The following is a 24,681-nucleotide window of genomic DNA, read 5'->3' as shown; positions in this document are numbered from 1 at the left end:
CAGTTTAAAATTTTCTTGTGTAGCCTAGAGTAATATCAAACTGGTTTCCTTTTGTATTCGGAAGGTATTCCTGGTTGTAATACATGGTTCCCACAGAGAATATATTAGATTGTACTGTAAAATTATATTCAGCACCTACTTTAAAAGTTTTAAGTTTAAAAGTTTCATTTTCAAGAAGGTTATTTCGGTTTTCTTCAGGGCTTATTCCCGTGCCGATCTGAAAGCCAATATAATCCTGAGCACTTTTCGTATAATAGCGTACTGTTCCGGTATAGGAATGCGAGATATTTTTGTTATCCGGCGTAATGTAGGTTCTTATATTAAACCAGAAATTCTTGTAATATTTTCCGATAGATGCTGTGTACATCCAGATGCTGTTGCTGAAATAAAGCTGCCTGTATCCGATTTCTCCTTCGAAACTCTTAGGAAGATTAGCATAAAGGGATACCCCTGTACGGTATTTCGGGAAAAGCCCGACATCATTGGAATAGGCACCTCCCACATACAAGTAAAATGTTTTTGATAACCGTGGATAAGCTTCCAGCTCAATCTGGGTACCGTCTTGAGCAAATTTGTTGGCATAATTCCCTCTGATAATCACGGCTCCAATAGGGGTAGCCCTTTTATAGCTGATCCCTACAACATGCCAGTCATCATCAAACTGCTTATCAAAATGGGAATAGTTATAAAGAATGCTTATAGCGTTTTTAGAAGTAAACTCTTTCACTTTTACGGCAAGGCTGTTGGCTTCCGTGTTTTTCGGATCGATGGCTAGAATGGATTTAATGGCCTTTTCGGATTCAATATAATCTTTGTCTGCATAATTTACTTTTGCTTTTAAAAGTAAAAGCGCTTCAGATTGCGGATGAAAAGACAACCCTTTGTCGAGGATCTCTTTGGCTTTACTATACTGGTCATTCCAATATTCTAAGGATGCGTAGGCAATAAAATAATCTTCATCCTGTATATTTTTTTTTCCAAGTGCTTCAAAAACTGTTCTTGCAGACTCCAGATCCTTATTCCATGTATAAACTCTTCCTAAAAAAATTGAAATATCGGTATAATCGGGGGCTTTTTCCAGGGCTTGTTTAGCCAATACAATAGAGTTGGTATAATCCTTATTTTCGAATGCAGCAGTTCTTGCTTTTGCAAATAATTCGTCGGCTGACAGATTTTGCTGCGCATGTATTTGTAACGGAAATAATATCAGAAGAACTAAATAGCCAAAATATATTCTCATTGAGGTGAAATTCTTAATCAATATAAAGACGAATTGTATCTTTAACAAATATATTAAACTTTTTTAAGTAATTCATTGTAATTATTTCCATTAAATAAGGAGCGTAAAGTTGATAGGAGCCCCTGTCTCTCCATCTTATTACTACTATGAGATCAAAGCATTCATAAGATTCTTGTAAAGAAAGTTAATACAGAGAAGTTACAATACATATTCAATAATGTATTTTAGTTAAAATTCAAAATAATTAGATTGTTTTCAAATACAGTTCCTTCAGTTCTTCGGCAGAAAACGCTTTGGATGGAATATTTTGCACCAGTTCTCCCTGTTTCATAATTCCGATATTGGTAGCGACACTTACGGCGTTGAAAATATCATGGGTGGCCATTAAAACAGTTCGTCCTTCTAGGCCTAGCATTCTTACAATTTCTGTAAATTCAGCGGTGGCAATCGGGTCGAGTCCGCTGGTCGGCTCATCAAGGAGCAGAACTTTGGCATCTTTAGCGAGAGCGATAGCAATTCCGACTTTCTGCCGCATTCCTTTTGAATAACCTCCCAAAGGTTTATTATGAGCAGTTTCCTGTAAACCGGTTTGTTGTAAAAGACCAGAAAGTTCTTCTTTATTATAATTAAATCCCGCAATTTTTGAAAAGAAATCAAGATTTTCAATTCCGGTAAGATTCGGATAAAGTAATACAGTTTCGGGAATGTATGCCAGTTGTTTTTTAATTTTTTCGGGATGCTCTTTTACAGAAATATTGTTAATGAATGCATCACCGGAAGTAGCTTTAATCAGGCCTAAAAGAATATTGATAGTTGTACTTTTACCGGCTCCGTTCTGTCCGAGAAGGGCAAAGATTTCCCCTTCCTGAATTTCAAGATCAAGAGATTTTAAAGCGGTAAAATCGTTGTATTTTTTATGAAGTTTGATAGTTTTTAACATAGCTTTCTGAATTTGTTTTGTGAAAGGATTAGCAATAAAAAAATTACAATGAAATAGGGAAGAAGTAAGCTGAAAAGATTAATTTTCTCAGAATCCGTAAAGATTTTTACAGTCTGTTTTTTCCAGTCAATCATTTTTCCGTTTATATTTTCAAAAATATAAGGATAGAAATACAGCCTTTGTTTCTCGTGGAAATTTTTCAGACTTTCTGCGTAATTTAGCTGATTTTCCATTCCTGTTCCGGCAACATTGCTCTGAATCCATTGTGTTTGAATATTCGGTAAAATATACCCTAAGTAAATGGCTGCATTGTTTCTGCTCTGCATTTTTTCATGATATTTCTTTGAAGAAGCTTCTGATTCCACATCCGCCATGTGCTGCATTGCGTAATACCAGGCGTAAGAAAAGTCGCTGTTTTCCGCAATCTCGTATTGGCTGAACTGGGGATAGATTTTATAGAATTTTTGCATTGTAGGAACTTTCGGTTCATCCCACTTGTTGTGATAACCTTCCCGTTGTTCGATTTGTGCCTGCAATCCTTCTTTTACAGGAATCAATTTTTGTATCATCATATTTGCAGTCATCGGAATTACAAAATTCATGCTCAGCCAGAAAATCACCAGGGTTAAAGCATTCCACGAAGAGGACTTCTGGTAACCAATAATCCATCGACATAAGGCAAACCAGAAAGCCAAATATAGAAAACCGGACAAAGCAAAAATAGTGAAGGCCAGGTCTACCGGAATTTTAATGTAAAAAAGGGCAGCAATTAACAATAAAACATAAACCGAGCTTACGCCCAGGAAACGGAACAGCAACTTAGCATCAATCAGCTTTCTTACATTTTGACTTTGTACCGAAAGTAATTTCCAGGTTCCTTTTTCCTGATCTTCGGAAATGATATTGTAGCACAAAGCAATAATCACGAGTGGAAAAAGAAATATCATCACAAAAGAGAAATCGAAATTTCCAACCGCCGCATTCGCAGGGTTGAAAAAATCGGAATTGTTTTTCTGTTCTTCCAGGTTTCGTATCGTAACGCCCTGAATGGAAGGATTCAAATCTCTCATACCGATATTTAAAGCAGCCAGTCTGGGTATTTCATTCACGAGATTAAATTTCACATAATAGAGTAAAAGACCGATGTTATCGCTGTGCAATTCCACATTTTTAGCGATGCTGTTTTTTTGATAGGTTGCACTTTTAGCCATAATTTCTTCATTCCTGTCCAGAAATTTTTTACCGGTGTACAAAGAGCATAAACCGGCAAAAAGAAGAATCAACAAAGAAATAATGTAGGCTTTGTTGCGGTAAAACTGTTTAAATAAATAATGATTCATTAGATTAATTTTAAATTTTTTGCACTTAATTCAATCATCAGAACACAGGCAAGGAGCCAGAAAAGAATAGCAACCAGAGGAAGAATCTGGTTACCCAGACTTTCTTTAACTGACGTAAACTCATACTGAAAATCAGGAAATTCCTGCCAGTTTTTTTTACTTACCATTGCCTGTTTTTCACCTTTTTTTGGTGGGGTGTTGCGGATATGTTCAATCTGTAAATCATTCATTCGCTGGGCGAGTGTATAGCGGTATTTCTCTGCCTGATTCTGAAATTGCCGGTACGCAAAATAATCTGTTCCCGAAGCGGTCATTGAAAGATTTTTAATCGCCATCACAGGATTGATGAAACCGAAAATTTCATTCAGTTTTTGTTGTTGATCGTATTGATCCTGAAGTCTTTTTAAACGATCAACATAGAGTTTTGCACTGATTCTTTCTCCCTCTTTCATCACAATTCCACCGTAATTAACCGGAAGTTCATCCGTTGTTTTCACATTGTATTTTGCCAGAAGCGAATCTTTAATGTTTTTAAAATGCGGATCGTTGGGGTTGTGGCTGTCGCCTACTTTCATAACATCCTCTTCTACCTGGGTTTCAAAGGCAATTCTTGATGGAGTAGGATAGAGATTCTGCGCTGCAAACTGAATTCCTTTAGGTAAAAAAATCGACAGAATCATCCATGAGCCAATTAAACTGATTAAAGCGGATGACGAAGCTTTGCTATTTGCAGAAATTAAAACGGTCAATGTACTGAAGAAAAAATAATAGATCATATACGCCGGGAAAAGGACCAGTATTCTTGATAAAATATCAGTAAAATGGCTTGATTCAACCATAAGTCCCGCCACTAAAACGATGGCAATCACAGGAATCAGAAACAATAAAGAAAACTGCCAGAGACCAAGGATTTTTCCCCATACAATAGCTCGTGATGATGCTCCCTGAACGGTAAGGATTTTCAGTGTGGCCTCTTCTCTTTCACGGACAATCAGGCTGAAACCGAGAAATAAAATAATCAAAGGAACTATTGCCTGCAGAATGAATGCTGCACTGAACGCTCCGAAACGTACGAGAATCCCTGAACTTCCGGCTTCCGAAAGGTTAGCGGTATTTTGTTTATGGGCTTCAAGGAAAATAACATTTCCAAGGTAATCGTCCAATCCGTTATCAAAAATACTTAACGGATGCCCGATTCTGAAAACGAGATAACCATAGTGGGCCATTCTGTGCGGATGCTTATCAGGCCTGTGCTCCCAGTTTTCACGGGTTTCTTTACGGTATTCCTTTATCTTTGAATAAGTTTCACCGTATTTTGTAAACCCTATTCCAATGCTTATAAAGCAGAACAGGAGAACAGTAATGGCAATGAGCAGGTTTTGTTTACTTTTAAATAAATCCTGCCGGGTTTTTCTTACAATGAGTTTCAGGTTTGAAAAAGCCATGGTTTAAAATTTATAAGTTGCTGTAAATAGATAATTTCTTGGGGCACCGGGGAACAGTCTCAGGTAATTCTGAGCTCCTACCCAGTACGTTGTATTGGTCATATTGTTCACATTCAAAGCCAGCTGAAGCTTAGTTTGCGGTACGGAATAATAAATTGCCGCATCCACGGTAGCATAAGCGGGAAGCTCGAAACTTCTGGTGAACCAGGGAATTTTTTTACTTTGATAGAGCATTCCCGCACCCATTCCGAAGTCTTTTAAAAGCTGAATGTTGGTAAAATTATACCTCGTCCAGATATTGACGGAATTTTTTGAGGTATTTTCTTTAGCTAAACCAATTAAAGCAGGATTGGAATCATCCAGAACCCTTGCGTCGATATAGCTGTAACCAGCATAAATGTGCCATTGCGGAAGAATATGACCCGTAAACTCAGCCTCAAAACCACGGCTTCTGTCTGCGCCACGCTGGATCAGTTGATCAGGCTCTGCAGGATTATTGGCGTTCATCAGGATATTTTTCTGATTGATTTCATAGATGGAAAATGTGGCATTAATTTTTCCAAAAAGCTTGGTTTTGACCCCGAATTCTTTCAGATCGGAAAGCAGGGGTTTGTACAATGAGGCGGAAATTGCACCTGTAAAATTTACTGTTTGCGGCATCAGGGTGACCGTATTGGATTGTGGCTGATACCCTGTAAGATATGTTGCGTATATGTTTGTATTTTCTGTGATGCTATACGTCAGGCCGATACGGTAAAGCATCTTCTTATTTCTGAAAGAACTTTCTTCCGCTTTCTTATAATGGGTAATATCCTGAAACCATTCCTTTCTGAGTCCCGCCAGAAGTTTAAACTTTTTCCACGTCAGTAAATGTTGTACATATGCTGCATGAGTAGTTGTTAAAGCCGTTGGTAACGGGTTTATGATATTCAAAACAGTATAGTTATTCCCCTGATGGTTTGCCGCTCCGGGCGTCAGGTCGAATGGGCTCACATTGGGGGTGGGAAATATAATGCCATTATAAACCGATGTCTGATATAAAGCAGCATTGGCCGGATTATAAGATGAGCTTACTGTTCCATCCTTCATCATGAAACCTCTTGCGGCATCTTGTTTTCCGCCGCTTTTTTTCTCCCAGATATGGCTGTCATATCCTACTAACGTCTGATGTTCAAGGGATCCTGTTCTGTAAGTAAAATTAAAATAGGCATTAATATTATCTACCGACCAATGTTGAATTCTTTCCATATACTGCATCATCACCAGGCTTGAAATCTGGTTATTGCTGATATCCGGCACAAAAGAATTTGTAGTCCTCGTTTCATGGATGTCTTCGTTCCAGAACTATTTCATATAAGAAGCATTAAAGCTGATGTTTTTATTGAAATGGTGGGCAAGACTTCCCATCAGAGTAAGGTCTTTTGTTTTAAAATAGTCACCCGGAGCCCCGAGATTTAAACTGACAGGAGTACTGTTGAGATCGGTTTTTCCGGCAACTGCTCCAAAGATAGGCTGTCCTCTGTCGAGGTTTCCGTTCATTTCGTTGTAAATCATTTCTACATTCACCGAAGTTCTATCATTAGGGATAAAGGAGATCGAGGGAGCTATTAAAATTCCGTTATTTTTTACATGATCACGAAACGATTTGGCATGCTGATGAGCACCGTTGAAACGGTATAAAAGCGTTTTACTGGTATTCAAAGGTCCGGTTACATCTGTGGAAAGGCGATAGGTATCAAAGCTTCCTCCCGACAAACTTACTTCGTAACGGGAATTTGCCAAAGGTTTTTTAGTTACCATGTTGATCGTTCCTCCTGGGTCTACGCTGGACATGGTAATACTTGCCGGACCTTTAAAAACCTCCACACGCTCGATGTGTGGGGTCATCGGCTGAAGAAAATAATATTGCCTGGTGCGCATTCCATTAATGATCTGGCCTTCTTCATTCTGACTGATTCCCCGGATGCTGTACTGATTATAAAAACTTACATTGGAAACACCTGCAACATTTTTCAGTACATCTCCCAGCCTGAACGCCTGCCTGTCGTTAATAAGTTCTTTGGTAACCGTATTGAGCGTGAGCGGAAGATCTTTGTTTTTCATCGCAATCTTAGTGGCCGCAAATGAATAATCGGAAATATAATCTTTGGATTTTCGTCCTGTAATTTCTACCGTCTGAATAGTGACGGGAATTGAATCTTTTTTAATTTTCTGAGCATGGATTACACCTGAGAATATGATACAACCTAAGCCTGCTAAATGAAAAGTTTTAGTGGGAATAAAATGTATGATTCCAGGATTATAAGCATTAAATGACATAAATAGAGAGTAAAATGGGTATAGTTAAATACCTGGTGAGTAAAGAATATCTTATTCTACTTTTAAAATAAAATATCCCAAAAAGACAGTTACTGCAGATAACAAATCTGTAGCTAAAAGAGTTTAGTTTGAAAAACTAGAAATCAGGAGAGAACGGGAGGCGCCCTGGAAGAGAAAAAATCAAGGAGGCAACGGTATGATACGGCCTTTGGCTGAGGTATTTCGTTATCATTTGAATCGTTTATGGCAAAATTTAGATTCTGAATTTCCGGAAGAAGACTTGTATTCATCTGCAAATGGAGTGCACATTGGCAGTCGTCCTGGGAAACTGTTGGGGCTTTTTCCTCTTTAGAATCTTTTTTGTTGTCAATTTTGGTTGTTACATGTTTCGCATGTTCAAGACATATGCTTATTCCACTGACGTTCGAAAGAAAGATCAGTAACAGAGAAAAGGTAAAAAAGATTTTCAATGTTTTTTGCATAAGAAGCGGTAAAAGTAAGGATAAAATTTTATAAAATGAAACTTTGTTGCAATATTGAATGTCGGCAGCCTGGAAATAACAAGCAAAACATAAACTCTATGTTCGAGTAGTTGCTTGTTGGATATAGGAAAAGACCTTCTTATAGCAGTATTAAATGCTATAGGGGATAATAGTTCTGAAGAAGGTAAGGCACAAAACTGTAGAGTAGAGCTTGCGAAAAAATAATATAAATGCTGCAATATCGGAGAATTGTAGCTATTTGGCTTAAAAAAATCCCAACGAAAGCTGGGATTTTTTTATTGAAGTTTTATTAAAGAATAATTCTTATCATCCGGTATTATTCGCTTTTAGGAATATCAGGTTTAATAAAAAAGACACATGCGCCGGCAGTCAGAAATAATATTCCGGAGACCATAATGGCTGAAGAAGGATTACTATTCAGAAAGAAATTAAAAATAGTCCCGAAAGACAGGGTCTGAATCAGCATGGGAATAACGATCATCATATTGATAACGCCCATGTAGATTCCCCTTTTCCGGTGAGGGATAGAAGGGGAAACGATGGAGTAGGGCAAGCCCATCATGGAAGCCCATCCAATTCCAAGAGCCACCATTGGGATAAGAATAGCATATTCATTCCTGATAAAAGGTAGCGTCATTATTCCCAATCCTGTAAGGAATAAGCAGAAAATATAGGTGTTTTTTGAGCTGAATTTTTTAGCAAAAGGTACCAGGAGTAATGCGGAAATCATGGTCACAATATTATAAGAGCCATTCATAAGTCCCGTTTGTCCTACTGCTACTTCTACCTGGTGCAATATGTTTTTTGCCCAAGTCAGGTCGGATGCTGCAATGGGTATTCCGCTTTTAGTGCTTTCCAGAAGATGATGGGCTTTCATTTCATCAGCTTCGGAAACTCCGTACAGTGACCATTTCAGCATGGGCGTGATAAACTGCCAGTATACAAAAAGGGCATACCACTGGAAAAGGTACACCAGGGCCAGTTGCCAGAGAATTTTCGGCATTTCTCTGATGGCAATGATTATTTCTATAAAAGGAGTAAAAAACGTGCTGCTTTCTTTGGCTTTTTTTATGTCCTTAAGCTCATCTTCGGTGGGCGGAATCTCCGGTGTCTTATACACAGACCAGGCTACCGATGCAATGGAGCAGAAGGAACCTAAGAAAAAAGAATAGTAAACCCAGACCGGAATACCGCCGTTCGTGGAATTTCCTGCGAGATATTTCTGAAAAACAAACAGTGAAAGATTTGCCAGAGTAATACCCGCTCCTACAAACAGGCTCTGCATCTGAAAGCCGAATGTCTGCTGGTCTTCAGGGAGCTTATCACCAATAAAAGCACGGTAAGGCTCCATAGCTGTATTATTCGCCGCATCCAGGATCCATAACAAACCTGCTGCCATCCAGATGGTAGAACTGAAAGGGAATAAAAATAGAGCAATGCTGCAAAATAGAGCACCGAGCAAAAAGAATGGCTTTCTTCTTCCCCACTTAGGACTCCAGGTTTTATCGCTGATGGCTCCTATCAGAGGCTGTATCAATAACCCTGTGATAGGCCCGGCCAGATTCAGGATAGGAAGCTGCTCAGCATGGGCACCCAAAAAAGAATAAATAGGATTTACGGCCGTCTGCTGAAGTCCGAAACTGTACTGAATACCAAAAAATCCAACATTCATGTTCCAGATCTGCCAGAAGCTCAGATGGGGAATGATTCTTTTTGCTTTCATAAACCGGTATTTAAAATTTCATAGTTTTTCCCCAGAATAAGATCTGCTTTATTTTTAAAATTTCTGATAATCTGATGTTCTATTTCCAATACTTTTTCTATAAAATCACTTTGTTCATCCCGGTTACGGTTCATCCGGTTTCTGTAAGTATCCTTATAATCCCTGTCTATGAAAATTTTAAAATCAAAAGCTTCAATTTCCAGGACGTAAGTGCCTTCTGCAATAATAATACTATATTCTGATGTATCCACTATTTCATTGCTTATAGTGTTCTCACCGTAGTTCACTAAAGGTTTTTCTATTTCCGGATCTCCATTTTTAAAGTCCCTTATATTTTGAGAAAGTGTATCGAGATAAACCTCATGTATGCCTACGTTGTCCAGAGATTTCAGACGGTTTTCGTGATTTGTTTTCGGGGGGAGTTTAAAGTAATCATCCATTTGCAGAACGATGCTCTTCAGGTTTTCCTGTTCCAGGATCTTCTGAACGGCAAAAGCTGTTACGGACTTTCCGCTTCCGCTTTCTCCTGCAATTCCTATCGCTATTTTCTGGTCTTTATGTAAAGTGAAACGTTTTTTCAGTATTTCTGTGATCTCTCTGGCGGTGGCCAGATGTTTTTCTTTCAGTTCGATAATATCTCCAATCATTTTTTTAATTTTTTGAACCTATCTTGGTTATTTGAAACAATGCTTTACAGCGACATGAAAAGATATCCGGATGCAGAAAAACAAAGCTGCCCGGTTCCCAGTGGCAAGAGCTTGTCTGTTGAATAATATTCTCTGAAATGCTCACCCTTTTCATGCATTGATGTTTCGTATTCCGTCATAATTTTTTCAGGAATTTCCCTGATTCCCTTTTTCTTAAGCCCCAGGCACAGCCATCCTAAAAATATAGGCCACGATCCTCCGTTATGAAAATGGTAGGGTTGGTTTTTAAAGCTGTAACTGTAGTTGTTTTCCAGTAAACGCCAATCGTCATCTCCAGGAAAAATAACCGGGTAAAAGACAGGAAGCATCCAGTGCTTAAACTCATCACGGATACCCTTTAGGAATTCTGAAAAAGCCTGCATATCCATTTCAAAATCTAAAAGTAGAGCCAGTGCATTCCCGGCCAGATCAAACCGTTCGTCGTATCCGTTTGCATTCAGTGACGCCCAGAAGTAGGGTTTTGCTGAAGCTTTTGCATAGGCTGTTTCATGATACCTGGCTACATTGGAATCATTTTTATAAAAATTCTGCTGGATGAGATCTTTTGTGTTTTCCGATACTGTTTTTAATTCGGGATCATTATAAACTTCTGAGGTGTTTTTCAATGCCCAGTATCTCAGTACATTATCATACAGTGTATATCCTGATGTCACATATTCATCTGCCCAGTTTCCTCCAAGGGGGCTGTAGACCAAACCTCTTTGATTGTATTCCCATGTCTTAAGGCATGAAAGCGCCTGATATATCTTCTCTTTCAGGCTGCTTTTAAGCGCATCATCTGATGTTGTTTTAAGGTATTCACAGGTCGTAACAATCCACCATGCCGTAGCATCCGTTCTTCCTACATGTGTTCCGTAACTCGCTTTGCCATTCACCACATTGGAAGGAATCTGTCCGTTTTCTGCCTGATGTTCGGCTAAGGTGAAAATAGATCTTTTAAGCCCGGAAATGATCTGCTCATCATGGATTAAAATTCCGGCATATCCTGTCATCATCGAATCCCTTGACCATACTCTTGCATAATTGTCTTTTTGCTGTGCAGAGGCCAGAATGCCTTCTTTTGTAATGGCTTTTCTGATGATCTCTATGGCTTCCTGTTTAAACATATTTTTTATTTTTTTTAAATACAGAGCGGATTAAAAAAAAGAGTCCGTCCATAACCAACTATTAAAAATCAAATTTCACACTTGCGCTGTAGCTGCTTCCCGGAAGTGTTCTGGCTCTTACAATTCCATTTCCGCCTGCGATGGATCCTTCTTCGGCCTCCGTAACTGCAATGGCGTTAAAGATATTATTGGCATTCACATTTACTGAAAGGTTTTTCATAATCTGATAAGAAATGTAAGGATTTACAATAGCATATCCCGGCATTACCAGCTTATTGGAATCCTGGGTGTATGCTTTTGTGGTTCCGATCAGATAAAACCCGACATTCACTTTACCCATATTGAAATTCGGGTTTACGGAATACATCAGCTTAGGGGTTCTTCTCGGCGTGTTCCCAATAATAGAAGGGTCAAGTGCATTTTTGATCTCAGCGTGGGTATAAGTAAGCCCTGCTTTTACTTCAAAACTTTTTGTAATTCTGTAATATCCATCCAGCTCTACTCCCAGAGATTGGTATTTATTTTCTGTTTTCCTCTGGGTGGTTGCTTCGTAATTCGCTTCTTTTGTTCCGGCGTAGAAAAGTGTGGTATTCAGGAAATATCCCGCTCCTCTCAGTTTGTATCCCGCTTCTATCTGGTTGACCTTATTTACTTTTACAGCATCCAGTGCAGGATCGTCATTATTAGTATAATTATATCCTGAAAACAGGATTCTGTCTGCAGAAGCGCTTCCACCCTGGCTTACCCTGGCAAATACAGCATTTTTATTGTTGAGCGCATAATTGGCCCCCACCGAATATCCGAAAATCCCGTATCTGTAGTTGACCGGAACATGGATATTATCATTGGATCCCACCATTTGTTCAGGAATATCAATGACGCCGTTTCCATTCATATCAAGGCTGGTATAGGTAACGGTGGCGCCTGAAAAAGTTCCCGTTACTTTTCCGATATCGTATCTTGCTCCGGCATCTATCGTCAGCTGATCTGTTGCATTGATTTCAATCTGGGCATGGGGTGCGGTGATATCATATTTGGTATTGTAATCCCTCTTCAGGTTTCCCCAGTCTTTCATTCCGTAATTCAGTAAACCATGGTCTGTGATCAATGCTCCGGACGTATCTTTTACATCAACCAACCGGGCATTGCTGTCATTGACTTCCTGAATGTAATTGTTCCACATCCAGGACATATTGATGTTTTGTGTAGATTTATATAAGCCTGCATTCAATTTTAATCTGTCCCATTTCTTGTTGATATTCAGGTCATTCACGAAGTTGTTGAAGTTGTTCAGCTTTACATTAAAAAGGGCCAGCTTCATATAATTGGCATTCATATCTACCGGAGTATTCGTCCCTGCATACACAGCACTTCCGAAATTGGTGAAATTAGCAGCAGTAAAGAAATCACTGCCTTTGCTTACACTGGCTGGAAAAGGGGCAATAAACTGTCCGCTGTTGGCTGCATAACGAATTTTTTCTTCCAGCTTCCAGCCTTCTCCAAGGTCATAATTAAACTCTGCCCCGATCACCTTTGAAAGGGAATGCATTCCATCCGAAACATCGCTGTTAAAAATATTTCCGTCATTTCCTAAGGTTCTGTCGTGTTGCAGATTGATGGTTTGTAAAGCACCTGTGAGAATATTGTAATTCGGCAGGGAAGACCATTTAGGATCTCCGTCGGTTCCTGTAACGCCTACCGGCATCGGCATATAAGCGGCTGTTCTGTCATCCAGGAGCTTTGCATATATTCTGAAGCTTCCTTTATCAAACTTTTTCAGTAAAGAAAGTCTGAACTGTCCGCCGTTATTGGAATTAAATCCGGTTTTTCTCGGTCCGTCCGATATCCTGTAAAACCCTCCTACTGCGATATAGGTATTTTCCGCTATGGATGTTCCGTAATCGAAATCTGTTCTGTAGTTTTTATAGTTAAGACCAATCTGCTGCGTAATGCTTCCACCTTCTTTTTCTCCTGTTTTTGTAATAAAATTGATGATCCCTGCCGGAGAATTGCTGGCAAAAACAGAAGCAGATCCACCTCGTAAGGCTTCTACTCTGGAAACAAAAGAATCAAATCGGGTAAACTGGTCCTGCGTTCCGAAAGCAATGTCTCCAAACTGCATCACCGGTAAACCATCTTCCTGGATCAGAAGGTATCTTGAACCTCCAGCCGAAACCGGAACTCCTCTTACCGTAATATTGGAATTTCCTTCTCCACCGGATGATTCCGAACGGATCCCAGGAATAGTACGGAAAATTTCCGCAGTTGTTCTTGGAGCAGCATTTTCTATATCTTTCATTTTTAATGTGGATATAGAAGTACTGGTTTTAATGGAAGCTTTAGGATTGGAATTTCCTGTGATCACCACTTCATCAATGGCCTTACTTTTTACAATCGTATCATTTTCTGTACTTTGGGAAAACATGAATGCAGCTGTATTCATCGTACCCAAAATAAGCAGTCTGGTAAAAATTTTTGATTCCATATCGTTTCGGAGTTTTTTTGTTATGATCCAAAAGTATTTTTTTTACCCTATGTAAAATGAGCTTTATCCCGTATGTTAAATGATAATTAAATTCAAACGTTTGCGCAATCGTTTGCGGTGGATAACTTATTTGAATTTTAACTTTTTAATAACATTTTTATGGTTAAAATTAACGTTTTTTTAACTTAGATTTGCTCCGAAAACAGTCCTGAATTAACCCAAAAATGGTCTCAATTAACTTATAATGAAAAGAGTCACAATAAAAGACATTGCCGAAATGCTGAACATTAGTGTATCTACAGTATCCCGGGCACTGAAGGATCATCCTGATATCAGCAATGCCGTAAAGCTTAAAGTAAAAGAGGCCGCAGAGACTTTTAATTACATCCCTAATGATTTCGCCATCAACTTCCGGAAGAAATCATCGAAAGTGATCGGGCTTATCATTCCTGAAATGTCAATGTTCTTTATTCCTTCTATTATTAAAGGAATATCTTCTGTGCTGCACAGAGAGGGGTACCATTTCTTTCTGCTCTCCTCGGAAGAGTCTTTGATGAGGGAAAAGGAAAATATTATAACCTGCATCAACTCCAGGGTAGACGGAATCCTGATTTCTCTTACGCGATATACGAAAGATCTTTCCCACCTGCAAAAAGCCAGAGACATTGAGCTTCCCGTTGTTATTTTTGATAAAACGATCTCGCAAAATCATTTCGATGAAATTATTTTCGATAATGGACTGAATGCCGGAATGGCTGCCGAAAAACTGATAGAAAGCCAATGTGAAAGCATATTGGCCGTTTTTGGGGATGAAAACCTGGAAATAACACAGACCAGAAGAGATTTCTTTCTTGAAAAACTAAAAGACAATCCGGATATACAGTGCAAAGTAATTTACTGTAAATCTGCCGATGAGGTAAAAGACAAGCTCAGTACCATTCTGGAGTATGAACATTTTGACGGCTATTTTGCCATGAGTGACGAAACTCTTGCAGGATTGCACAGTTCATTAGTTAAAAATAAATTACAGGCCTCTGCAGTAAAGGTAATTGCTATTACGGAAGGTATCCTTCCCAAGTATCTTGATGATTCTTATGAATGTATTATTAATGATGGATATAGCATGGGAACAATGGCAGCATCAAAAATTTTGGAGATAATAAAGGGGAGTTGAATTGGGAGTGTAAATGTTTTTTACTTACTGTAATTTTAATAAAAAGAAACGGTATTGAAGAATGGATTTTCAGCTGGGTGAAGTCTCCTGACTTTGAATTGGTAAACAATAAATTTATTTCAAAGTTAGGAGACTCGAAAGTGAAATTAAAATAAGCTCAGTTGTTCAAATTTTGACAAGTATTTAGGATTTGTTGTGAGATACCAGGCTTTAACTCCTATTTCCTCGCATTCCTTTTTTTCTACTTCCCACAGCTTCCCTGCTTTTTCTAGATGTCTTTTGTACCTACAAATATTCTTTTGAGGAATGCCTGTTGCTGTAGCTGTCATTGAAGCTGTTGCGATATTGTTTTGTAAATATTGAAATATTATTTTCAATTGATTTTCAAAATATAAATGCTGGTTACTCTTTTGATAAAATAAAACTTTTGGATTATCAAATTCTTTAGTTAGTCGCATTTCTGTTTTTTGGAAATGCTTAAATTTTAATGTTTTCATTGTACAAAGTATTTATTGTTTTATACTTTGCAATATTATAGGGGGCATTTAAGGGCAACAATATGGGCGTACTCCCTATTTTAATTCTTCATAGTCCCTTATTACTTTTTCTTTATGTTTAAAGGCTGTGTAACGTGTTTTGTTTTCGTTTGAACTTTTCAAAAGGCTATTAACATTACCTTTAATCGCTCTTCCTTCCTTATCACTATTAAACCATTTGGAAACTTCGATATGTAATCTATATTTAGTTTTAAAGTGGTTTCTCTCTAAATAGGTGAAATAATCTAAATAATCAAGCATAGCGACTACATAAGGTAATTTACTGTCACTTATCAATTGAACTAAAATATTCTGACTTTTTTCCGAAAGCTCTCTCAATTTTTCAAGTTCAAAAAAACCGTATTTATATAAGATGTCGTTCAAAATTTGCACTTTTGTTTTTAATTGTTCATCTTGTTTTGAATTGTAGTTTCTATCAAGATCTCTTTTCTTTAATCCTTCTAAAGTTTTTAAATGTATGTCTATATCAACTATTGACTTTTTATGAAACTCTTGTAATTCGTTGAACTTATTTTCAATAATAGAGCTACCTACACCTTCAATCGCACATCCTTTATCTATTTTCGAATTTAATGCAGTGGTAAAAATACTTTTTATCTGATTAAATTGGCGCTCTAATAAATCATATTCAGAGGTGTGCAATGGTTTCTTTGTCGCCGATAACATTTTTGAAACTAAATCTAAGAGTTGTTCTTCTTCATTTTTTAAATTCTTTTCATATCTCCGATAAATCGACTGGTTATGTATTTCACATTTCTTTTTCCGTGTATCCCAATCATCATCAATATTAAAATCATGAGGTGTAGAAAAATAACCAATGGTCTGCATGTTTTTTTTAAGGTAAATTTCTCTTTTTTCTTCTAACCATCCTTTATAAAGAAAGTACTTTGCATAGGTCAGTAAAGAATTGTTTTTTTGCCCATAGTTAAAGTATGTATAATAGCTATAGTATGGTAAATTAGCATTTTCATAATACCTATTTGCTAGTCGCAAGTATTCTAAATAATCTGATACATCTTTATTTTCAAAAGCGTCTAGAGTTGACAATTTATTTGCTTCTTCTATGAATTTGTATATGGGCTTTAGCTCATCTTCGATTATTTTTATATTTATGTTATTTCCATATTTCTGTGAAAAAATTTCTTTTAGATATTCAAATCTTTTCTGGGCATCATATTTTTTTAATCTCTCAATTGCTTCCTGTCTGTCTTTAGGTTCTGGAAGTTGAGAATATTCGTCATTGCTTTTTATTCCGATTTGTTTACCAAATGGAATTCTTTCAGTATCTTCTTTTGTTAGTTCTTTAAAAACTCTTTTCGAATGTTCATATTTCTGTGATTCTGACAAATTTTCAAATTCAATCGATTTTAATTTATTAATAGCATTTTGAATACCTTCTGTATCTAGGCTTTCAATAATAATTTTATGTCTATTAATCTGTATTTCTTTACTTTTCGCTATCTTCATTTTGTCATCTAAAGATAGGAATGGTTTAAAACAGTCAAATAAAGTTTCGTTAAAATCTTTAACCAAATCATAGGGTAAAAAATTATCTAAACTTAATTGTAGATTTTCAAAGATTGATATATACTTTTGTTTTGCTTCTAGGATTAATTGGACGTCTTCTTTATTATACTTTTGAGTTTCAACGAGTATTATTAATTCACCAATATTATAAAAGTGGTTATTGCCAATATTATTTAAATCGGTTATTTCTAGCTCATTTATTTTTGCATTAATTATATTTTTACATTCTTTACGAAAAATGTTGATAAGTTTATCTCCCTTTTCTACTATTGCTTCCCTTTCAAATTTGTGTTTATAGTCTATCTTAGGGTTTAAATCATTATATTCTCTTCTTAAATCAGCAATTTCATTGAGTAAAGACTTTTGTCTGTTGAAATTTTCAATATTTGAATATAAAAAATCGATAAAACAAAATATATGTTTAACCTTTTCTGTTATCATTTTCTTAGTTTTTACTGTTCAAATTTATCTAAAATATTATTTGCAATTAATTAAATATGTCAAATAGTGAATAATTAAGTACTTTAAATACCAAAATTAATTTACTGCCTTTTTAAAATAATAAATCCTAACTCTCGTTAGGATTTATTACTAAAATAAAATTTTTCAATAGGAAAATTTTCATTACTTTCCAAGATACTTTTGAACTGCAGCAGCAGAAACTCCAACTGCCTTAACAGCATTTTTCAATTGGTCTTTGGTAGTACCAAACTTTTTTGACCAATATTCTAGCTCCCAAGTCTCGTTCACATTCACTTTTGTTGCATCTTGTGGTCTTTTTTTACTTAAATCATCGCTCATAATAAATAATTTTGGGGTTAATGAGACCCAAAGGTAAATTGACATTAAGTCATATCCTTACGGATTTCCGTAAAAATAATAATCCCAACTTTCGTCAGTGTTTTCAGTTTTATTTTATTGAATATGATTTATTATCTTCTTCTCGGGGCACTTCTGGTATGTGGACTTACATAAGTTCCGTCTTTTCTTGTATAGCCTTTTACATGCACTGTTCCTCCGCTGCTTGTGTTAGGAGTGTAATTGTAGGAAGGAGTGGATGTATTGTAGCTTCTAGCCGATGTATAAGTGCTATAAGAAGTATAACTTGGATTATAGGCCAAGCCGTAATAATTTCCCCATTTTATTTTTTTGTAATTCTTCTTGTTTGCTTTATTGGAGATATAGACTTGAGTGTCCTTGGGGATTGTTGTTAAAAGATTTTCGGTATTGCTGCTAGCATATACACTGGTATCTTCAGTTAATAATACCGTATAGTAATTTGTACAAGACACCATTGACAATAGAATTATCAAAAAGAAAGTGATTTTTTTCATGGATTTATTATTTAGTTATAATTAAAATTATTTACTGTTTTATAGTACAAACTTATTTTATTATTTCTTTTGAATATTACGGTTTTCCGTAAAGTAAAAAATCCCAACTTTCGTCAGGATTCATTCATTTATAAGTTTAAAGAAATCGGATAAACTAAGTTTTCTTGCTTCACATATCCTGAAAAGAGTTTCAACAGGCACTCTGTAGGCTTCTTTACTTTTTATTTTTCTAATGGTACTTTCTTCTACACCATGATTTTTGGCAAAAGAAGTTTGTGACTTGCCTTCTTGAAGCCAAGGTATCAACCATTTTTTTGTAATGTATGAACAAATTTTTTCGTTTATATCTGTCATAGAAACAAATGAAATAATTTAATAATAAAAAATCACGGTCGATCGAACGTAATTGAATTTCTTTCATTACATTTATAAAAAAATACAAACAATGAAAAAGATAAAAGCACATTTCGATCCACAGTTTCGGGCAGACAAGAAGTCTTCCGGATTGCAGCTAATGGAAAATTTCTTTCAGTTCAATGAGCTGGATGTTTCCAAAGAAAGGCTCAGCAACTTGATGAATTATGCTGTAAAGAGAAATAGCTGGATCCATGAAGATCCGGCGGTCATCTTTGAGTTTTACCAGTCGATGAGGTCACTGATCCGGGCAGGTTATCTCATGATGCTGAAGGAAAGGAAATGGATGGTTGATACCCGGCCGGAAAAGATTTCCCCGTGGGTTCTTGGCCTGCTTTCGGAGAAGGAATACCGGAATCCGCTGCTGGTTTTCAAAACAGCATTCAGGGAATACACCCCAAAAGAATTTGATTATTTTATGTCCGGAATCGTCTATTTCTCAATGGGTGTCTATGAAAATCTACCGGAAAGGAATATCGTGATGCCATATATCCATACGGTTAAAATGCTGGATGCGGCACACCTTATCCTTGAAAGAAGGAGAGAAAAGAAAATGGCGGGTACAAATTCAGGATAAGAGGACTATGCTAAACTTCTGAAAATATCATTTGAGTATTTTCTTGATTATTTACATTTCAAAATTTAATGCGTCAATTTCTGTCGTTATACAGCAATACCTTTGCAGTATGCTAATCGTAACATTTTGTAAATGAATAATCAACATGATGTAATTCATATTAAATCTTTTTAAAGTGAAATTAACAAGTCATAAAAAGCGTTAAATTTGCACGCTTTTATATCAGACGGAATTCAACTAAAAAATATATACCATAAAGGATGAAAAAACTCTACTTCAGTGTACTTTCTATGTGCATTATTTCCGGGCTATCGGCCCAGGAAGTGGTTTGGCAAAAAGATATTAAATCTTCTACCCAGGATTTTCTGAGCCAGGTAACCACAACAATCGATCAGCAGTATTTGATAACAGGAAGTGTTATACAGTCAGGAAACCAGAAGAAGGATACTGGAAGCAATACCCAGCAAAATAATGGCTATGACTTTCATTTGGTGAAACTGAACCAACAGGGAGACCAGGTTTGGGAAAAATATTTCTCCGGAAATAATCATGATTATTTGTCTTCTACCGTAGCTACCCAGGAAGGAGGATTTTTAATTTCAGGAACCTCATATTCCGGAAAGGGAATAGATAAAAAAGATGACTCCAAAGGAGGGTCAGATATCTGGCTCATTAGAATTAATGAATTTGGAGATGAATTGTGGCAGAAGACCTTGGGAACAAGTGCTGATGAAGAAGCCAGGGCAGTTATCCAAACCACAGATTTAGGATTTGTTGTAGCCGGAAATGTTCAGAATGCATCCAAAGGTTACGGTTCAAAAGATATCCTGGTGATCAGACTCGATAAAAACGGAAAAGAACTCTCACAACTTATTTTAGGGGGAAGAGGATTAGACGAAGTGGAAAAGATGATACCCACAAGAGACGGTGGAGCACTTCTGGGAATCTATTCAAGAAGCTCTGAGTTTCGTGTTTCCGATTCCGGAAATCAAAACTCAGCTACAGGAACCTCAGATTCCGTATCCCGTTACGCAAAAAACACTGAAAACTTTGGCGAAGGAGATTACTGGATCATAAAACTAAACAAAGAAGGAAAGGTAGAATGGGAAAAGAACCTGGGAGGAAAAGGAGATGATCATCTAAGAACACTGGCTTTAACGTCAAACGGTTATATCATCGGAGGAGAATCCAGAAGTGAGAGATCCGGAAACAAAACAGTAGGAATAGAAGAAGGAACAGATTTGTGGCTGGTTTCTTTAAATGAAAGAGGAGATGAACAGTGGCAGAAGTCCTACAACTTCAAAAACAGGGATGTTTTGATGGGTATGAGTGTGATACAGAGCCAGGAATCAAGAGCCAGGAATCAAGAGGCTACTAAAGGAATTTTATTGGGTGGATATACTCAGGCAGAAGGAAAAATAGATAGAGACGATGAAACATTCTGGATGCTGTATCTGGACCATAATGGAAATGAACAGTGGAGAAAGCATGTAAGAGGAGAATCCAGAAAGAGAGAGGAAAGGTTATCAGATATTAAGCTGAACAGAGATGGTTCCATCATTTTAGCAGGAACCAGTGCAGAAGAATTAGGGAAGGAGAACTGGAAGATTGTGAAGCTGGGAGACAAGCAACTGGATCAGTTGATTGAAAAACAAGACATCAAGATCTATCCGAATCCGGTATCAGATTATGCTTATGTAGAAATAGGCTTTGATTTCAGGGAAGCTGATATTACTTTGTATGATATGGGCGGAAGACAGCTTCAGAATCTAAAAACCAAGAATAAGGTAACGAAGATTAATGCACAGCCGTTGATACAAGGTGCTTATCTGGTGGTGATCAAGACGGATACGAATAAAACGGCTAATGCTAAATTGATTAAGAAATAAACTAAGGATGAAAAGAAAAATTATACTTTTAGGGACATTGTTATTTTTAACCAATAAACTTGATGCCCAGTATGTTCCCAAAATACTTCCACCATCTCCAAATGCGACATCAATTGCAAAATTTGTAGAAAGTCCGGTTTCTTATTATAGAGGTTCAGCCAATATAGGTATTCCTTTAATTAGTGTTGATACTGGAGATATTCCTTTGAATGTATCCATACAATATGATACCAAAGGAATTCGTGTTGGTGAAGTAGCTTCATCTGTTGGGGCTGGTTGGAGTTTAAGTGCGGGAGGCTTAATAACCAGACAGGTAAGACAGCGTCCGGATGAATATACAAGAGGTTATCTGACTTATTCATATAATTCTACTTTTGAAACTAATGCAACCGTACGCCAACAATTAAATAATGAAAATGCAAGTAATGGAGACTCGGATACGCCTGTTGATGAAGATCCTGATTTATTTTTCATCAATTTTTTAGGAAGGTCTGCAAAATTCGTTATTGACAATGTAACTAAAAAAGCAGTTGTTCAAAGTTTTGATGATTGGAAAATAGACATAGATTATGAAGATGCGAGTGCAGGAAATTTTAGAATTAATAGAATTATAATCACAGACGAATCAGGAAATAAATATTATTTTGGAAAAGATTCTACAGGAACTAATTCTGCGTATGATGTAGTAACTTCTGTGAGTTCAGGAATAATCACAGATACTCCTAAAAATGAGGAAAATGGGTATAAAACGGCTTGGCATTTAAAAGAAGTTAAAACTCAAAAAGATACCTATGTATTTAATTATGCTTCTGAACAGGTGGTTACTTATTCAAAATCAGACCTTAACAAGGGTGATAATATGGGTTCTATTTCATTAAGTACGACAACAACAACCCAACAAATCCTTCAGACTATTTCTTTTCCTAATGGAACAGTTGAATTTATATTTAACCAGTCAGAGCGTGAAGACTTAAAAGGGGGCAAAGCTCTTAATAATATTATATTAAAGGATAAAATAGGAACGCAGATAAGAAAGGTATCTCTTGTTCAAAACTACCGTTTAGGAAACGGAGATAATAACAATATTCATCCTGTAGTGCTTAGTAAGGATACGAAATCCGATAAACGGCTATTTTTAAATCAAATCAATGAAGTTGGCAGGGATGAAAGTATAATTTCTACCTATAAGCTGGAATATAATCCAGGGGAACTTCCCAACCGACACTCTAATTCAATTGATTACTGGGGCTATTTTAACGGAAAACCCAATAAAATGAACATTTTTACTGATGTGGTAGAGGCAAACAGGGATGTTTACGGAAACTTTGCTGAAGCAGGCATTTTGACTAAAATTATCTATCCTACAGGAGGAAGTGAGAATTTTTACTATGAAGATAATCAAGTTTTAGTTCCAAACTATTTTTCACTTTTCATGCTATCTAATCCTTCTAGAATTGTATATGATGAAAAATCAACAGCAGTTGCTAAGACTTCAAATATTTTTGTATTAAACAATGGAAGTCCAACACTTGGTAAATATATAAAGGAATTTGAAATTCCTTCCATGTATGGAAGTAAGCTTTCTTTCAATGCAATGCTGGGAGTAGGATGTACTTCTGTAGAGACCGCAGACTGTAAAACGAAGGTAAGGCTTTATAGATATAATAAAGATACACGAGCTATATTAGCGACATATGTTATTACCCAGGGAAATAACGTTGATCTTATCAATCCACCTATTGAAAGTGGAAGCTATCGCCTGGAAGTATCGAACCCAAGTTTTACGCTAAGTGACTCTGAGAATTTTGAAACCAATCCATTTTCTATTGTACTGCGTTGGAAAGAACAAAAACCCAATATTCCGATCAATAGTTTTGTTGGTGGGGGACGAAGAATTTCAAGAATTGAAGTTAACGAAAATGGTAGAATTACAAAAAGAAAGTTTACTTATACTTTGGATGATGGAACAACTTCAGGAAAATTGCTAGGTATTCCTGATTATATGTGTGTCATAAAAAAATATGGTAATGTTCCTTTGGTGGCAGGGCAGTTATCAAACAGGATACAACCAATGTCGAGCTTTAATAATGCAGGACAAGTAGGTTATTCTCAGGTAACGGAGTCCTTTTTATCTGCCGATGATTCTGTATTATGGACTAAGAAATATACCTTTTCCAATTATTCTGATGGGGGAGAATATTACAGATTCCCATACCATCTTCCTGATGATACAGATTGGGCTAGAGGTTTAAATCTAAAAACTATAAGCTATGATTATTCTGGAAAAATAGTTGAGACATTGGAAAATAAATATAATTTTTGGGGTGAAGAATTTTCTCCATACAGGTTTTTTAAAACATATGACGGTACATTGACTACAAATGCACCATCGACTGAGTTGATCCCAACACCTCCCACCCAAGCTCCTTCCAGCTATATCTTATCTCATGCTATAAAAAGTGTCCCAATGTATAAATGGGGAAAATATCTTAGTGATCCTACTGATCCTAATCCTGCTGGTTCTAGTGATGTATACAGAACCGCTTTTTTCTATGGTGGAATGATCAGAAATTATCAGAAAATAAAGACTGAATATGTTAATGGATCTCCTATTCTAGTTACGTATGTAAATACTGTACAAGATAGTAACAGTCATCATCAGGTGACATCTCAAAAAACAACCTACCCAGATCAAACAATTGAGGAAACCATTTACCAGTATGCTCACGAAAAAGGGAATCAATTAATGATTGATAAAAATATGGTTAGTATACCTTTAGAGACCACAACTACCCAGACTACAGGAAGTGTAAATAAAGTAGTAGATAAAACAGAGACTATATATCCAACTGCTTTACCTCATGCAGTGACAGGAAATTTAGTATTACCATTATCAGTAAATTCATTTGATATAGTGAATAATACCCCATCCATAGAGATTACTTATAACAAATATGACTCAAAGGGAAACATTCAACAATACACAACAAAAGAAGGTGTTCCAACGACAATTATCTGGGGATATAACCAGACACAGCCAATAGCTAAAATAGAGGGTGCAAAACTATCCGATATATCACAATCATTGATTGACTCTATTGTAAATCCTTCCAATACGGACGCAGCAGCGGGTGTAAATAATGATGAAACATCATTTTTACTCGCTTTAGATAATTTTAGAAAAAATTCTGCTTTAACGAATTATCAGGTTACTACATATACTTATGATCCACTAGTTGGAGTACGAAGTATTACTCAACCATCAGGAATAAGAGAGGTTTATGTATACGATACTGCAAACCGGTTAAAGGAAGTAAGAATAAGAGAAAAAGACAGTACAGGCAATTATGTTTTAAAAACAGTAAAAGAGTTTAAATACAACTACAAACCATAAAAACACA

General features: G+C 36.6%; 20 protein-coding genes. 4 read left to right on the top strand and 16 right to left on the bottom strand.

Going from position 1 to position 24,681, the window contains the following annotated elements; all coding sequences use genetic code 11:
* Positions 1–4: 4 nt before the first annotated feature.
* From AC0INN_RS09225 to AC0INN_RS09175, 11 genes are all read right to left on the bottom strand, one after another.
* A complete protein-coding gene (locus AC0INN_RS09225; RefSeq protein ID WP_306612863.1) occupies positions 5–1,240 on the bottom strand; it encodes a YaiO family outer membrane beta-barrel protein in 1,236 nt (411 codons plus the stop codon).
* A 244-nt stretch (positions 1,241–1,484) separates the two neighbouring features.
* Positions 1,485–2,180 carry an ABC transporter ATP-binding protein gene (locus AC0INN_RS09220; protein ID WP_306612861.1) on the bottom strand — a complete coding sequence of 232 codons (696 nt, stop codon included), beginning with the start codon at positions 2,178–2,180 and terminating at the stop codon, positions 1,485–1,487.
* Entirely contained in the window at positions 2,174–3,520 is a 1,347-nt protein-coding gene (locus tag AC0INN_RS09215; protein WP_306612859.1) for a DUF3526 domain-containing protein, read from the bottom strand. Before AC0INN_RS09215 ends, AC0INN_RS09220 begins: the two co-directional genes overlap by 7 nt.
* Positions 3,520–4,965 (bottom strand): ABC transporter permease, encoded by a 1,446-nt coding sequence (locus tag AC0INN_RS09210; protein ID WP_306612857.1) that lies wholly within the window; start codon positions 4,963–4,965, stop codon positions 3,520–3,522. The genes AC0INN_RS09215 and AC0INN_RS09210 overlap by 1 nt, the downstream gene beginning before the upstream one ends.
* A gap of 3 nt (positions 4,966–4,968) precedes the next feature.
* On the bottom strand, positions 4,969–6,264 hold the full coding sequence (locus AC0INN_RS09205) for a TonB-dependent siderophore receptor (RefSeq protein WP_306612854.1): 1,296 nt from the start codon (positions 6,262–6,264) through the stop codon (positions 4,969–4,971).
* 45 nt (positions 6,265–6,309) lie between these two features.
* A complete protein-coding gene (locus AC0INN_RS09200; RefSeq protein ID WP_306612852.1) occupies positions 6,310–7,284 on the bottom strand; it encodes a TonB-dependent siderophore receptor in 975 nt (324 codons plus the stop codon).
* A gap of 143 nt (positions 7,285–7,427) precedes the next feature.
* The gene (locus AC0INN_RS09195; RefSeq protein ID WP_306612850.1) at positions 7,428–7,754 is read right to left on the bottom strand and encodes a hypothetical protein; all 327 of its coding nucleotides are present in this window, start codon (positions 7,752–7,754) and stop codon (positions 7,428–7,430) included.
* Positions 7,755–8,103: 349 nt separating this feature from the next.
* Complete coding sequence (locus AC0INN_RS09190) at positions 8,104–9,510, bottom strand: MFS transporter (RefSeq protein ID WP_306612848.1); 1,407 nt, start codon at positions 9,508–9,510, stop codon at positions 8,104–8,106.
* Entirely contained in the window at positions 9,507–10,157 is a 651-nt protein-coding gene (locus AC0INN_RS09185; RefSeq protein WP_306612847.1) for a uridine kinase family protein, read from the bottom strand. Before AC0INN_RS09185 ends, AC0INN_RS09190 begins: the two co-directional genes overlap by 4 nt.
* Positions 10,158–10,201: 44 nt before the next feature.
* Positions 10,202–11,323 (bottom strand): glycoside hydrolase 100 family protein, encoded by a 1,122-nt coding sequence (locus AC0INN_RS09180; protein WP_306612845.1) that lies wholly within the window; start codon positions 11,321–11,323, stop codon positions 10,202–10,204.
* Positions 11,324–11,384: 61 nt separating this feature from the next.
* Positions 11,385–13,808 (bottom strand): TonB-dependent receptor, encoded by a 2,424-nt coding sequence (locus AC0INN_RS09175; RefSeq protein WP_306612843.1) that lies wholly within the window; start codon positions 13,806–13,808, stop codon positions 11,385–11,387.
* 244 nt (positions 13,809–14,052) lie between these two features.
* Between AC0INN_RS09175 and AC0INN_RS09170 the strand changes: the two genes are divergently transcribed.
* Entirely contained in the window at positions 14,053–14,982 is a 930-nt protein-coding gene (locus AC0INN_RS09170) for a LacI family DNA-binding transcriptional regulator (RefSeq protein ID WP_273648425.1), read from the top strand.
* Positions 14,983–15,128: 146 nt separating this feature from the next.
* Here AC0INN_RS09170 and AC0INN_RS09165 read toward each other — a convergent pair whose 3' ends face one another.
* The 5 genes from AC0INN_RS09165 to AC0INN_RS09145 all read right to left on the bottom strand — a co-directional run bounded on the left by AC0INN_RS09165 (position 15,129) and on the right by AC0INN_RS09145 (position 18,754).
* Positions 15,129–15,479 (bottom strand): hypothetical protein, encoded by a 351-nt coding sequence (locus tag AC0INN_RS09165; protein WP_306612840.1) that lies wholly within the window; start codon positions 15,477–15,479, stop codon positions 15,129–15,131.
* A 75-nt stretch (positions 15,480–15,554) separates the two neighbouring features.
* Positions 15,555–17,507, bottom strand: coding sequence for a hypothetical protein (locus tag AC0INN_RS09160; RefSeq protein ID WP_273648423.1), 1,953 nt, complete (start codon positions 17,505–17,507; stop codon positions 15,555–15,557).
* Between the two features lie 183 nt (positions 17,508–17,690).
* Positions 17,691–17,867 (bottom strand): DUF3606 domain-containing protein, encoded by a 177-nt coding sequence (locus AC0INN_RS09155; RefSeq protein WP_273648422.1) that lies wholly within the window; start codon positions 17,865–17,867, stop codon positions 17,691–17,693.
* 131 nt (positions 17,868–17,998) lie between these two features.
* Positions 17,999–18,400, bottom strand: a complete 402-nt coding sequence (locus AC0INN_RS09150) for a hypothetical protein (protein ID WP_273648421.1) — start codon at positions 18,398–18,400, stop codon at positions 17,999–18,001.
* A 120-nt stretch (positions 18,401–18,520) separates the two neighbouring features.
* Positions 18,521–18,754 carry a helix-turn-helix domain-containing protein gene (locus tag AC0INN_RS09145; RefSeq protein WP_273648420.1) on the bottom strand — a complete coding sequence of 78 codons (234 nt, stop codon included), beginning with the start codon at positions 18,752–18,754 and terminating at the stop codon, positions 18,521–18,523.
* A gap of 91 nt (positions 18,755–18,845) precedes the next feature.
* Between AC0INN_RS09145 and AC0INN_RS09140 the strand changes: the two genes are divergently transcribed.
* The 3 genes from AC0INN_RS09140 (at position 18,846) to AC0INN_RS09130 (ending at position 24,674) form a co-directional block, all read left to right on the top strand.
* Positions 18,846–19,391, top strand: coding sequence for a hypothetical protein (locus AC0INN_RS09140; RefSeq protein WP_273648419.1), 546 nt, complete (start codon positions 18,846–18,848; stop codon positions 19,389–19,391).
* 260 nt (positions 19,392–19,651) lie between these two features.
* Entirely contained in the window at positions 19,652–21,280 is a 1,629-nt protein-coding gene (locus tag AC0INN_RS09135; protein WP_273648418.1) for a T9SS type A sorting domain-containing protein, read from the top strand.
* A 7-nt stretch (positions 21,281–21,287) separates the two neighbouring features.
* The gene (locus AC0INN_RS09130; RefSeq protein WP_306612835.1) at positions 21,288–24,674 is read left to right on the top strand and encodes a hypothetical protein; all 3,387 of its coding nucleotides are present in this window, start codon (positions 21,288–21,290) and stop codon (positions 24,672–24,674) included.
* Positions 24,675–24,681 lie beyond the last annotated feature (7 nt).

This window comes from Chryseobacterium subflavum (assembly GCF_055762745.1).
This window is presented reverse-complemented; position numbering and strand designations above follow the sequence as displayed.

What these genes read in the sequence shown, in the direction of transcription:
- AC0INN_RS09155 (WP_273648422.1), bottom strand. Translation starts at nt 17,867, where the DNA reads ATGAGCGATGATTTAAGTAAAAAAAGACCACAAGATGCAACAAAAGTG.
- AC0INN_RS09145 (WP_273648420.1), bottom strand. Translation starts at nt 18,754, where the DNA reads ATGACAGATATAAACGAAAAAATTTGTTCATACATTACAAAAAAATGG.
- AC0INN_RS09140 (WP_273648419.1), top strand. Translation starts at nt 18,846, where the DNA reads ATGAAAAAGATAAAAGCACATTTCGATCCACAGTTTCGGGCAGACAAG.
- AC0INN_RS09130 (WP_306612835.1), top strand. Translation starts at nt 21,288, where the DNA reads ATGAAAAGAAAAATTATACTTTTAGGGACATTGTTATTTTTAACCAAT.
- AC0INN_RS09165 (WP_306612840.1), bottom strand. Translation starts at nt 15,479, where the DNA reads ATGAAAACATTAAAATTTAAGCATTTCCAAAAAACAGAAATGCGACTA.
- AC0INN_RS09200 (WP_306612852.1), bottom strand. Translation starts at nt 7,284, where the DNA reads ATGTCATTTAATGCTTATAATCCTGGAATCATACATTTTATTCCCACT.
- AC0INN_RS09210 (WP_306612857.1), bottom strand. Translation starts at nt 4,965, where the DNA reads ATGGCTTTTTCAAACCTGAAACTCATTGTAAGAAAAACCCGGCAGGAT.
- AC0INN_RS09190 (WP_306612848.1), bottom strand. Translation starts at nt 9,510, where the DNA reads ATGAAAGCAAAAAGAATCATTCCCCATCTGAGCTTCTGGCAGATCTGG.
- AC0INN_RS09215 (WP_306612859.1), bottom strand. Translation starts at nt 3,520, where the DNA reads ATGAATCATTATTTATTTAAACAGTTTTACCGCAACAAAGCCTACATT.
- AC0INN_RS09175 (WP_306612843.1), bottom strand. Translation starts at nt 13,808, where the DNA reads ATGGAATCAAAAATTTTTACCAGACTGCTTATTTTGGGTACGATGAAT.
- AC0INN_RS09135 (WP_273648418.1), top strand. Translation starts at nt 19,652, where the DNA reads ATGAAAAAACTCTACTTCAGTGTACTTTCTATGTGCATTATTTCCGGG.
- AC0INN_RS09160 (WP_273648423.1), bottom strand. Translation starts at nt 17,507, where the DNA reads ATGATAACAGAAAAGGTTAAACATATATTTTGTTTTATCGATTTTTTA.
- AC0INN_RS09150 (WP_273648421.1), bottom strand. Translation starts at nt 18,400, where the DNA reads ATGAAAAAAATCACTTTCTTTTTGATAATTCTATTGTCAATGGTGTCT.
- AC0INN_RS09180 (WP_306612845.1), bottom strand. Translation starts at nt 11,323, where the DNA reads ATGTTTAAACAGGAAGCCATAGAGATCATCAGAAAAGCCATTACAAAA.
- AC0INN_RS09220 (WP_306612861.1), bottom strand. Translation starts at nt 2,180, where the DNA reads ATGTTAAAAACTATCAAACTTCATAAAAAATACAACGATTTTACCGCT.
- AC0INN_RS09185 (WP_306612847.1), bottom strand. Translation starts at nt 10,157, where the DNA reads ATGATTGGAGATATTATCGAACTGAAAGAAAAACATCTGGCCACCGCC.
- AC0INN_RS09225 (WP_306612863.1), bottom strand. Translation starts at nt 1,240, where the DNA reads ATGAGAATATATTTTGGCTATTTAGTTCTTCTGATATTATTTCCGTTA.
- AC0INN_RS09170 (WP_273648425.1), top strand. Translation starts at nt 14,053, where the DNA reads ATGAAAAGAGTCACAATAAAAGACATTGCCGAAATGCTGAACATTAGT.